Origin of the sequence: Grylomicrobium aquisgranense, from assembly GCF_033971865.1 — a bacterium.
Classification (GTDB): Bacteria; Bacillota_I; Bacilli_A; order Erysipelotrichales; family Erysipelotrichaceae; genus Bulleidia; species Bulleidia massiliensis.
On sequence record NZ_JALBUR010000021.1, the window covers coordinates 24,234 to 35,015 of the forward strand.

Consider the following 10,782-nt stretch of genomic DNA (forward strand, 5'->3'; position numbering starts at 1 on the left):
ATTGAGGTATTTATGAGAAGAAGCGCAGGAATTCTGATGCCGATCAGCGCCCTGCCTTCCCGGTATGGGATTGGCACGCTGGGTGAAGCGGCTTACGAATTCATCGATTTTCTGGAAGCGGCCGGTCAGTCATACTGGCAGATACTTCCAATTGGACCGACCGGATATGGGGATTCTCCCTATCAGTCGTTCTCTGCTTTTGCCGGCAATCCGTATTTTATTGATCTTGATTTGCTGGCCAGAGATGGATGGCTGAAAAAAGAAGAGTACAGTGAGATTCATTGGGGAGATGATCCCGGCCGTACGGATTATGGAACGCTGTATAAAAGGCGTTTTGATGTACTGCGCAAGGCAGTGAAGCGTCTGTTGGCAGATGTTCCGGATGATTATGAGGCGTTTGCAGAAAAGAACGCGTTCTGGCTGGATGATTATGCTTTGTTCATGGCTTTGAAGGATGCTCATCAGGGCAAAAGCTTCATGCTGTGGGAGGATGATCTGCGCAAACGGGATGAAAAGGCATTGGCTTCTGCCAGAGCAGGATTGAAGGAGGAAATTGCCTTCTACAAGGGAATTCAGTACTTCTTCTTCCAGCAGTGGGCTTTGATGCGGACGTATGCACTGGACCACGGGATTTCTCTGATCGGTGATGTACCGATCTATGTATCTCCGGATTCCAGTGATCTCTGGGCCAATCCACAGCTGTTCCAGCTGGACAAGGATGGCAGGCCGACGGAAGTGGCGGGCTGCCCACCGGATGGATTCTCTGCTGATGGCCAGCTCTGGGGCAATCCTTTGTATAACTGGGAAGACATGAAGAAGGATGGATATGCCTGGTGGACAAAGCGCATTTCCTATCAGTTTGAACTGGTAGATGTGCTGCGCATTGATCATTTCCGCGGTTTTGAGTCTTATTTTGCGATTCCCTACGGAGCTGTTACGGCACGTGGCGGAAGGTGGCGCAAAGGTCCCGGCATTGATTTCTTCCGCACCATTGAGAAGAAGCTTGGACATCTGAATATTATTGCTGAAGATCTTGGCTTCCTGACGCCGGAAGTCGTTCAGATGGTCAAGGATACAGGTTATCCAGGCATGAAAGTGCTTGAATTTGCCTTCGATCCAAGAGATACAGGCTCCGGCTATCTGCCGCACAAGTTCATTAACAACTGTGTTGTCTATACAGGCACACATGATAATGAAACCGTCATGGGATGGATGGAGAACTCACCAAGATCCTTCAGTGAGCATGCAATTGATTATCTGCACTTGGATGAAAAAGAAGGCTATAACTGGGGCTTTATCAGAGCTGCCTATATGAGCGTTGCCGATCTGGCGGTCATGCAGTTCCAGGATCTGCTTGGCCTTGGTGATGAAGCGCGCTTCAATGTACCTTCCACCACCGGTAATAACTGGGTATGGCGTGCAAAGAAAGACGATTTTACCTTTGCGTTGTCCAAGAAGCTCAGACATATGACCGGTCTGTATGAACGCCTTCCGGAAGGTAAGAAAGAAGCAGACATTCAGGCATCGGATGAATAAGACAAAATCATGAGATCAGACGGTCTCATGATTTTTATGTTTCTTTTTTTGCCTGGCTGTGCTAGAATCATCTTACTTGAGTGATTAGCTCAGCTGGGAGAGCACTTCCTTGACGTGGAAGGGGTCATGGGTTCGAGTCCCTTATCGCTCACTGAATCATCTTCGGAAAGCCGCATAAATAGCGGCTTTTTCTGTACTCTCTACTGATTCGTAGAGGAATTTGTAGACTTTTAAGCTTTGTATCTTCTGTTCAATGAGGCATTGACTGCATCAAAATTCCATTGTCAGTGGGGAAGATGATACTTTGCTCAACTGGGATTTTATGCTAAACTATGAATCACTGGGGTTGTAGCTCACCCGGGAGAGCGCATCCATGGCATGGATGAGGTAGTGGGTTCGAGTCCCATCAGCTCCACTGTAAGAATGTGCCGCATTGCTGCGGCGCTTTTTTGTGTCTTGATTTTCCCTTTCCTGCGGTCAGATTAGCAGGGTGATGTAAAGCCTGTATCGCTTTACAGGCTAACACTGTGTAAAATGGTAGGCATGAAAAGGGCTGAAGATGGCAGAGAAGGTACTGGTGATAGATGCGTCAAGGCATCTTGGCGGTGCTGCGGATGAAGCGCTGACATATGTGAAAAAGACAATCGGCAGCAGTGATGTCGCGGTGGAAATATGTTCCCTGGGCAGGGATGATATAGCCGGGTGCATTGGCTGTGGGAAGTGTATCCGCCGGCGTGTGTGCATCATGGATGATGCGGTGAATCAGTGCAATGCGTGTATGTGGGATGGCATGCTGGTGCTGTTTGATGTGCTGTATGAGCAGCCGGATGAGCAGGCGGTGCGCTTTCTGAAGCGGCTGTTCTACAGTCACAGTGAAGGCTGGCATTATGCGCCTGCTGCATGCATTGGTCTGGCACGGATGGGATCTGTCAAAGAAGCGTGCCGGCGGATTGAAGATCTGTTTGCACTGGCGGATATGACGATTGTGACGCGGGCACATGGCACTTCCGGCAGTGACAGCGCTCAGATGAATATTTTGCTGGATCATTTCATGCAGGCGGTGAATGGCATGCAGAATAGAAAACCTTGCACAGAGATTCCAAACCTGGATGGGTTTGTGCGCTAACGGAAGATGGAGCGGCGGTATCTGCCTGGTGAGGTATGGTACTGCTTTTTAAACAGGCGGATAAAGTACGAGAAGTTGTCGAAGCCGGATTCAACGGCGATGTCGTTGACGGAGCTGTTTGTGCTGCGCAGCAGGTTGGCAGCGACTTCCAGACGGTAACGGTTGAGATAGGTGATGAATGTTTCGCCGGTTTCCTGATGAAAGACACGCATGAAGTGGTTGCGGGAGAAGCCTGCGGCTGCTGCAGCTTCATCAATCGAGATGCTGTGGCGGTAATTGGCTTTGACAAAGGAAATCGTATTTCTCACAATATCTTCATGGCCGGATTCGCTTGGAGCTGCTGCCTTGATGCGGTGGGCATACAGACACTGCAGAAACAATAATAAATATGCTTTGATCTGCATGGAGTAGCCGCCTTCTCTGGCAGTGCTGGCTTCATTTGCCCTATGCAGAAAGTAGGCAAGCTCCTGGTGCATGGGACTGGTCTGCAGGATGGGTCTGGGCAGAAAAAGTTCATGGTTTACCAGACGCTGCAGAACATGTGTGCGGCACCAGTCATCCGGATCGCTTGCATCAAGAAATTCCAGGGAGAACAGAAAGTCTTCATAGACCAGAGGATTACAGGATGTCCTGGCGATGGCATGCATTTCTCCGGGCATGATTGGGAGAAGGCTGCCCTGACAGATGGATATTTCCCGGTTGGAGACAGTGATGGTGCCGCTGCCGCTGCGTACGAGTATGACTTCCATCTGGCTGTGCCAATGGAGGCTGACAGCATCAAAATCATCTGGTATGGTGCATAACTGCATGCGGAATGAGAATGAATGGGGAAATGCTTTCTGAGGTGTATTGAATTGCGTATCCATGGTGCTATTGTACAAATTGTAAACGTTATAGTGCAAGATAAAACCATTGTGAAATTATTATAATACAAGAGAAATTTGTAGATGGAGGTCGTTATGACACGATTGATTACTGACTATACAGGCAAGCCGCTGAACGAGTGCACTGAGCTGGAACTGTTCAACGGTGTCCTGAATCTGGTCAATGATGCAGAAAAAGAGAAAGGATACAATACCGGCAAGAAGAAACTGTATTATATTTCGGCTGAATTCCTGATCGGCAAGCTGCTTTCCAACAATCTGATCAATCTTGGTCTGTACCAGGATGTCAAGAAGCAGCTTGAGGATGCGGGCAGAAGCCTGGCTGATTTGGAAGAGTTCGAGTATGAGCCTTCCCTTGGCAATGGCGGTCTTGGCCGTCTGGCAGCATGCTTTGTTGACTCACTGGCAACGCTTGGCCTGCCGGCAGATGGTGTTGGTCTGGCATATCATTGCGGTTTGTTCAAACAGAACTTTGAAAACAACAAACAGTCTGAGACACCGGACAGATGGCTGCAGTGGGGACATGAAAGCTGGATGCGGTCAACCGGAAAGCATTATACAGTTGACTTTGGCGGTTTCTCTTTGACCTCAACAATGTATGAAATTGGTGTGACAGGTTATGGATCCAAGTGCGGCAAACTTCGGCTGTTTGATGTGGATACGCTTGATGAGCGTGTGATCCGCGATCAGATCAGCTTTGACAAGAAGCAGATCGCGAAGAATCTGACCCTGTTCCTGTATCCGGATGATTCGGATGAGGATGGCCGCATCCTGCGTGTCTATCAGGAATATTTCATGGTTGCCAATGCTGCCCAGCTGATTCTGGAAGAAGCACAGGCAAAGGGGAGCAATCTGCATGATCTGGCTGATTATGCAGCAATTCAGATCAATGATACTCATCCGACCATGGTGATTCCGGAACTGATCCGCAGGCTGACACAGAAGGGTATTTCTTTTGAGGAAAGCATTGAGATTGTCAGAGCTGTATGCGGTTATACCAACCATACAATTCTGGCAGAGGCACTTGAGACATGGCCGCGCGCATATCTGCAGAAGGCTGTTCCGCAGCTGCTGCCGGTGATTGAGAAGCTGCAGGCATATGTGGCAGAGCGCTATCAGGAACCGTTTGTACAGATCATTGATGGCAATGACAATGTGCATATGGCCAACATTGACATTCACTTCTCTCATTCTGTAAATGGCGTTGCCAAGCTGCATACCGAGATTCTCAAGAATACGGAGCTGGCACCGTTCTATCAGATTTATCCGGAGAAGTTCAACAACAAGACCAATGGCATTACATTCCGCCGCTGGGGCGTCATGTGTGATCCGGCTCTGACTTCTCTGATCAATGAGACGATTGGCAATGACTGGATCCGTCATGCGGATGATCTCAAGAAGCTGGAAGATAAGAAGGATGATCCTGATTTCCTGCAGAAGATTCTTGCCGTCAAGCAGGAAAACAAGCAGAACTTTACGGACTATCTGAAGAATTATCGCGGTATTGAAGTGGATCCGTCGTCTGTGTTTGATGTGCAGTCCAAGCGTCTGCATGAATACAAGCGCCAGCAGCTGAACCTGCTGTGGGCAATCTCTGTTTACAATGACATGGTAGAGGGTAAGTTCCCGACCCGGCCGATTACGGTCTTCTTCGGCGCCAAGGCTGCTCCGGCCTATATCATTGCCAAGGATATCATTCATGCCATCCTGACATTCTCCAAGGTGCTGGATGCGGATCCTGATGCATCGAAGTGGCTGAAGGTTGTTATGCTGGAGAACTACAATGTTTCTCTGGCAGAGAAGCTGATTCCGGCTGCGGATATCTCCGAGCAGATTTCACTGGCTTCCAAGGAAGCAAGTGGCACTGGCAATATGAAGTTCATGCTTAACGGTGCGGTTACTCTTGGTACGATGGACGGTGCCAATGTTGAGATTGCTGATCTGGTTGGACCGGATAACATCTATACATTTGGACAGTCTTCGGATGAAGTGATTGCCCACTATAAGAAAGCGGACTATGTATCCAGAGAGTACTATGAGAGGGATCCGAAGCTGAGAAAGGCCGTTGATTTCCTGACAGGCGATCTGATGATGCAGAATGGAGGAGATCCGGAAAATCTTGGCAGACTGAGCCACGAGCTGCTGTCCAAGGACTGGTTCATGACGTTCCCTGATTTTGAGGATTATTGTGAAACCAAGGCCAGAATGCTGGCAGATTATGAGGATCGTGAGAGCTGGAGCAGAAAGATGCTGATGAATACAGCCAATGCAGGCTTCTTCTCCAGTGACCGTACCATTGCCCAGTATAATGAGGATATCTGGCATCTGACACCGGATACAGACAAATAACAACGCAGAGCAGGAGAAATCCTGCTTTTTGTTATGCTCTTATCCGGCATATACTAATAGCAGGTGGTGATATAAATGAAACTTGGCATGATAGGCCTTGGCGTTATGGGACGGCCAATGGCACTGAATCTGCATCGGGCAGGATATGATGTGTGTGTGGCACCGCACCGCAGAAATATGAATGAATATTTTGCTTCGTTTGGCATTCCGGTTGTTTCCAAAAAGGAAATTGGTGAATGCTGTGATGTGGTGCTGCTGATGCTGCCGGACTCAAAGCAGGTAAAGTCGGTAATGCTGGAAGATGACCGGCTGGCAGAAATCATGAAGCCCGGTTCTGTTTTGATCGATATGAGTTCCATTGATCCATCAGCTTCCCGCCAGGTGTATGCTGCGCTTTCAAAGCGTGGCATCGAGATGCTGGATGCACCGGTATCTGGGGGAGAACCAGCGGCAGTTGAGGGGACTTTAAGCTTTATGGTCGGTGGCCGGCAGGAAGTCTTCGACAGATACAAGCCGATATTGCTGTCTATGGGTTCTTCAGCCGTCAGGATAGGAGAGATTGGTGCGGGCAATATCGCCAAGCTCTGTAATCAGATCATTGTGGCAGGAAATCTGATGGCGTTGGCAGAAGGCATTACGCTTGCCCAGCAGACTGGTCTGGATCCTGCTGTGATGATTGAAGCGCTGCAGGGAGGACTGGCTGATTCTGCGGTGATGCATGCAAAAGCACAGATGATGATTGATAAAAGATATGATCCCGGTTTCCGCATCGATCTGCATATCAAGGATCTCAATAATGCCCTGATGGCAGCCAACCAGGCTGGTTCACCAGTGCCAATGACAGCACAGGTAAAGGAAATCATGCAATGGCTGCACAGCCATGGCATGGGAGATGAGGATCACAGTGCCATCAAGGCATTTTATGATATGCTGGCAGGCAGGTAAAAAGAAAAAACCATTGCCGGAAATGACAATGGGTTTTTATGCGGTTAGCAGGACTTGAACCTGTACGGGTTGCCCCAATAGATCCTAAATCTATCGTGTCTGCCAGTTCCACCATAACCGCGTGGAACATATTATAGTATGCCGATGTTTCGGTTGGCAAGTTTCAGCAGACAAAGTTGAGATAGTAAGGAAGCTGACGACGCCACCATGGCCAGTCATGGGCCACATCGGCACCCCAGAAGTCTACCCATGCAGGTATATTCTTGTAAGCAAACAGTTCTTTCATTCTTGCTGCATCTTCCTGCATCGGATGTTCCCAGGCACCTCTGCCGCAGCAGATAATAATATCCCGGTGACGGTACATCTCCACATAGGGATGGTCATAAGACATGCCTTCAATGTAGTCAACTGGCGAGTTGGCATACACAAGGTCATCCATGTAGTCCGGGAAGAACAGTCTGGCATTGTAGGCACCGGACAGCGCAATGCATCCGGAGAAAAGATCCGGTCTTCTTAACAGAAAGTTCAGTGCATGTGTACCGCCCATTGAGCATCCGGTTGTCAGGATCCCATCATAACTGTTGCCCTGGTTGGCATTTGTGCTGATTTCTCTGATACGTGGCACGAGTTCATCCGTGATATAGCGAAAATAAGCTTCCTGATTCTCAATGCGCAAACGATTGTCCCATGTTTTCAGCGACCAGCTGTTGACATCATTGGAATCGCAGCAGAACATCTGAATTCTTCCGGCATCAATATATGGTGCAGCCGCAGCGATCATGCCATTGTTCTCATAGTCAAAGAAACGTCCGTCCTGGCTTGGAAAGACAAGTACCGGCTTGCCGGCATGGCCATACACCTTGAATTCCATGTCACGGCCAAGATTGCGGGAATATTCCCTGAAATATTCTGTCTTCATTCTGCCGCCTCTGTTTCTGCCTGTTCCGGCCTGACTTTTTCATAGACAAAGCTGATGAATTTCTTCACGTCATCAATCGTCTTAAAGCGGGCAATATACATATCATCTCCCATTGCTGAGCCAAGGATGCCCGGCATCCGTTCATGCATGCAGATATTGGAGCCATAGCGGCGGAAAACCGCTGCATCGGAATTGGCATATTTCAGACGGTCGCGCTTGCCTACATAGACGCAGTAATACGGACGGTCGGTCTGATACAGGCCATGGTTGTACATGCACATGTTGGCATAAATGTTATAGACATTGATGTCATTGGCAAAGTTCATCATGTCAGGTGTATATCCTCCCGGCGGTCTCATGTTCACTTCCAGGCCGACAAGGCCTCCTTTTTTGCCAAGACCTGGCTTATCTTCCGTCAGACGGAAATATTCCGTATGGAAGAATCTGCCTCTGATATTAAATGCTTTGATGACCCTGGTCCCCATGTCATCCAGATCATCCGGAATGACTCTTTCACTCCAGTAGCAGCACTCATCACTTTCGTTGACTACATCCATGATCGGTTCCGGGAAGGTATGGGATGTTTTGAAGATAATATTGCCATCCTGGTCAGTAATTCCGTCAAAGGAAACGATATAGCCCGGTACGTACTCTTCCATGATGTACTGTACTTTCAGGTTCTGACGGTAGAAGTCTTCCAGTTCCTTATCACTGCTGATCTTCCATGTGCCATTGGCACCGACACCGTCATCTGGCTTGACAATCACCGGATAGCCGACTTCTTTGATGAAGTTTTTTCCTGCCTCAGGGGTTGATACCAAGTGCCAGCGGGCACATGGCACACCGGCTTCCTGATAGTATTTCTTCATGTTGGATTTCAGCTTGTAGCGCATGACATCCTTCGTTTTGTCACCGGTATTGATGTTGAAGTCTTCGCGCAGATGTGCATCCTGCTCCAGCCAGAATTCGTTATTGCTTTCCAACCAGTCAATTCTGCCATGCTTGTGGGCAAACCAGGCCACTGCCCGGTACATCTGGTCATAGTCTTGCATTGAGGAAACCTGATAATATTCATCCATGGAATCCTTCATTTCCTGGGAAAGGGAATCATAAGGATCCTCACCGATGCACAAAGACGTTCCCCCGATCTGTTTCCACGCCTTGGGAAACTGATAATATGTCTTTGGAAAGTTTGGCGATATAAAGACAAAGTTTCTCATCATCGACGTCCGTCCTTTCTTGGAGTGATTATACACCACTGTTACGATCTGTATTTTATTTTGTTGGGCAGGTGCATGTGAACTACTCGTCTCTAAAGAGCCGAGCTTCTGGGAACGCTGATCGCGCGGTCTTGTAATACGACCTCTGTTGGGTCATGCTGTCTTACCAGGGGCTGTTCCAGCCCTTTTTATATTGCAGATTTATGCCACTATCATTCCCGCATTGAGAATATTAATGGCTGCGTTAACATCACGATCATGATGTGCTTCACAGACAGGGCACGTCCACTCACGGACTTTCAGCCATCCATAGGAATTGTAGCCAAGACGGTTATTGACGTATCCGCATTCAGAGCACACCTGACTCGTGTGGGCAGGATCAACCGTAATAAGCTGTTTGCCATAGAAGGCACATTTGTATGCAAGCATGCAAAAGAAGGTGTACCAGCCTGCATTACTGATTGCGCCTGCAAGCTTGTGGTTGTGCATCATGTTTCTGACTTTCAGATTTTCGACGACAATTACGTCATACCTGGCAACCAACATCGTGGACAGCTTTTCCAGATAATCTCTTCTCTGATTTGCTATGTGTTCGCAGATCTTGGCAACCATCTGCCTTGCCCTCTGATAGTTTTTGCAATCTGTCAGACGCAGAGAATTGTCTTCCTTCATGGCTTCTTTGGCTCTCAGAAGCCGTCTGGAGGCAATTCTCTGCCAGTAATGCAGTCTGGCCGCAGATTCTTTATCCCATCTGGGCAGTTCATACTTTGTACCATCAGAAAGAATGGCAAGATCTTTCAGTCCAAGATCAATGCCGACCTTTTCTCCTGTTTTTGGCAGCTCGACCTCATCATGTTCGCACAATACAGAGGCACACACTTTGCCGCTTGACTTCAGACTTACCGTGACAGAGCAGATGCGGCCGTGCGGCAGCTTTCCAGCCTTAAAACGAACCGCACCAAGCTTTGGCAGTTTAATGTGATTTGCGTCAATCAGCACAATATTGTTATTCACACACTTGGAAACGTAGCTCTGCTGATAAGCACTTTTCTTTTTGAATTTTGGCCGCTTGCTTTTGCCGGACAACCAGCGCTTGTAGGCATTACTGATATTGTCCACCACTCCTGTCAGAGATGTGGAATCGACCTCTTTCAGCCATGGATGTTCTTCCTTCAGACAAGGCAGAAGGTAGTTCAGCTTTCTGTCAAAAAGAAAAGGAGCACTCTGATCCAGTTCTTTCCGGCTGTTATTCATTGCCAGAATCTGGTTATACAGCCATCTCGAGCATCCAACTGTTCTGCGGATCTGCTGCATTTGTGCCTGATTGGGATAGAGACGAATGACAAAGCCCTTCTTAATCTTCGGCATGGACCTTCTCCTTTTTTCCATTCAGCCCTTTGTTTCTGTATTAATTTCCCACACAATATGGTAGTTCAGATTGTAGGCGCACGTTCTACCGCATGTATGTCTGTTATCATGTCTTTTCATACCTATATTATAGTATATTTCAGGTTACCATATGCAGGATTGCATGGCCAATTCGCCGGGACTTTGACAGTTTGCTTTGAATAGAATTTCTCGAAAACCGCATGACTGCGGCTTTTTCTTTGTCTATTTTTGTCAAATTTCTTGCATTTTTATGTTGTATGTGTTGTATGTTTTATGGTACAATATTCCTGTAGAAGGTATGCAGGCATGAAACTTTACTATGATAAGCGTTTGAAAGATCCAACCTACTATGCTCAGATGGGTTTCCGTACGACTGATGGCAAATCAACTACCAAGAATGTGAAAAAGCTGGGC

Annotated in this window: 9 protein-coding genes and 3 tRNA genes; 7 read left to right on the forward strand and 5 right to left on the reverse strand. The window is 47.9% G+C overall.

All coding sequences use genetic code 11. The features are described 5' to 3' along the window. The first annotated feature begins 12 nt into the window (after positions 1 to 12). From malQ to MOZ60_RS08290, 4 genes are all read left to right on the forward strand, one after another. Positions 13 to 1,536: a 4-alpha-glucanotransferase gene (gene malQ, locus MOZ60_RS08275; protein ID WP_370596318.1), complete on the forward strand. Its 1,524-nt coding sequence runs from the start codon at positions 13 to 15 to the stop codon at positions 1,534 to 1,536. Between the two features lie 78 nt (positions 1,537 to 1,614). After that, a tRNA-Val gene (locus MOZ60_RS08280) sits at positions 1,615 to 1,687 on the forward strand. 191 nt (positions 1,688 to 1,878) lie between these two features. Then, positions 1,879 to 1,951 (forward strand) — tRNA-Ala (locus MOZ60_RS08285). Positions 1,952 to 2,095: 144 nt separating this feature from the next. Beyond that, positions 2,096 to 2,662 (forward strand): flavodoxin family protein, encoded by a 567-nt coding sequence (locus MOZ60_RS08290; RefSeq protein ID WP_370596319.1) that lies wholly within the window; start codon positions 2,096 to 2,098, stop codon positions 2,660 to 2,662. On the opposite strand, the gene MOZ60_RS08295 is transcribed toward MOZ60_RS08290, so the two are convergent. Then, a complete protein-coding gene (locus tag MOZ60_RS08295) occupies positions 2,659 to 3,375 on the reverse strand; it encodes a helix-turn-helix domain-containing protein (protein ID WP_277010515.1) in 717 nt (238 codons plus the stop codon). The genes MOZ60_RS08290 and MOZ60_RS08295 overlap by 4 nt on opposite strands. Between MOZ60_RS08295 and MOZ60_RS08300 the strand changes: the two genes are divergently transcribed. The 3 genes from MOZ60_RS08300 (at position 3,304) to MOZ60_RS08310 (ending at position 6,840) form a co-directional block, all read left to right on the forward strand. Next, on the forward strand, positions 3,304 to 3,465 hold the full coding sequence (locus MOZ60_RS08300; RefSeq protein ID WP_277010520.1) for a hypothetical protein: 162 nt from the start codon (positions 3,304 to 3,306) through the stop codon (positions 3,463 to 3,465). The two genes, MOZ60_RS08295 and MOZ60_RS08300, sit on opposite strands and share 72 nt — an antisense overlap. Before the next feature lie 156 nt (positions 3,466 to 3,621). Further along, the gene (locus MOZ60_RS08305) at positions 3,622 to 5,895 is read left to right on the forward strand and encodes a glycogen/starch/alpha-glucan phosphorylase (protein ID WP_370596320.1); all 2,274 of its coding nucleotides are present in this window, start codon (positions 3,622 to 3,624) and stop codon (positions 5,893 to 5,895) included. Positions 5,896 to 5,970: 75 nt separating this feature from the next. After that, on the forward strand, positions 5,971 to 6,840 hold the full coding sequence (locus tag MOZ60_RS08310) for an NAD(P)-binding domain-containing protein (protein ID WP_370596321.1): 870 nt from the start codon (positions 5,971 to 5,973) through the stop codon (positions 6,838 to 6,840). Positions 6,841 to 6,879: 39 nt separating this feature from the next. Here the strand turns inward: MOZ60_RS08310 and MOZ60_RS08315 are convergent. From MOZ60_RS08315 to MOZ60_RS08330, 4 genes are all read right to left on the reverse strand, one after another. After that, positions 6,880 to 6,961, reverse strand: a tRNA-Leu gene (locus tag MOZ60_RS08315). Between the two features lie 42 nt (positions 6,962 to 7,003). Beyond that, complete coding sequence (locus tag MOZ60_RS08320) at positions 7,004 to 7,759, reverse strand: esterase family protein (RefSeq protein WP_277634453.1); 756 nt, start codon at positions 7,757 to 7,759, stop codon at positions 7,004 to 7,006. Then, positions 7,756 to 8,982: an ATP-grasp domain-containing protein gene (locus MOZ60_RS08325; RefSeq protein WP_370596322.1), complete on the reverse strand. Its 1,227-nt coding sequence runs from the start codon at positions 8,980 to 8,982 to the stop codon at positions 7,756 to 7,758. The genes MOZ60_RS08320 and MOZ60_RS08325 overlap by 4 nt, the downstream gene beginning before the upstream one ends. A 198-nt stretch (positions 8,983 to 9,180) precedes the next feature. Then, on the reverse strand, positions 9,181 to 10,347 hold the full coding sequence (locus MOZ60_RS08330) for an RNA-guided endonuclease TnpB family protein (RefSeq protein ID WP_370596323.1): 1,167 nt from the start codon (positions 10,345 to 10,347) through the stop codon (positions 9,181 to 9,183). Between the last annotated feature and the right edge of the window lie 435 nt (positions 10,348 to 10,782).

What these genes read in the sequence shown, in the direction of transcription:
- MOZ60_RS08290 (WP_370596319.1), top strand. Translation starts at nt 2,096, where the DNA reads ATGGCAGAGAAGGTACTGGTGATAGATGCGTCAAGGCATCTTGGCGGT.
- malQ (WP_370596318.1), top strand. Translation starts at nt 13, where the DNA reads ATGAGAAGAAGCGCAGGAATTCTGATGCCGATCAGCGCCCTGCCTTCC.
- MOZ60_RS08330 (WP_370596323.1), bottom strand. Translation starts at nt 10,347, where the DNA reads ATGCCGAAGATTAAGAAGGGCTTTGTCATTCGTCTCTATCCCAATCAG.
- MOZ60_RS08320 (WP_277634453.1), bottom strand. Translation starts at nt 7,759, where the DNA reads ATGAAGACAGAATATTTCAGGGAATATTCCCGCAATCTTGGCCGTGAC.
- MOZ60_RS08310 (WP_370596321.1), top strand. Translation starts at nt 5,971, where the DNA reads ATGAAACTTGGCATGATAGGCCTTGGCGTTATGGGACGGCCAATGGCA.
- MOZ60_RS08300 (WP_277010520.1), top strand. Translation starts at nt 3,304, where the DNA reads ATGCATTTCTCCGGGCATGATTGGGAGAAGGCTGCCCTGACAGATGGA.
- MOZ60_RS08325 (WP_370596322.1), bottom strand. Translation starts at nt 8,982, where the DNA reads ATGATGAGAAACTTTGTCTTTATATCGCCAAACTTTCCAAAGACATAT.
- MOZ60_RS08305 (WP_370596320.1), top strand. Translation starts at nt 3,622, where the DNA reads ATGACACGATTGATTACTGACTATACAGGCAAGCCGCTGAACGAGTGC.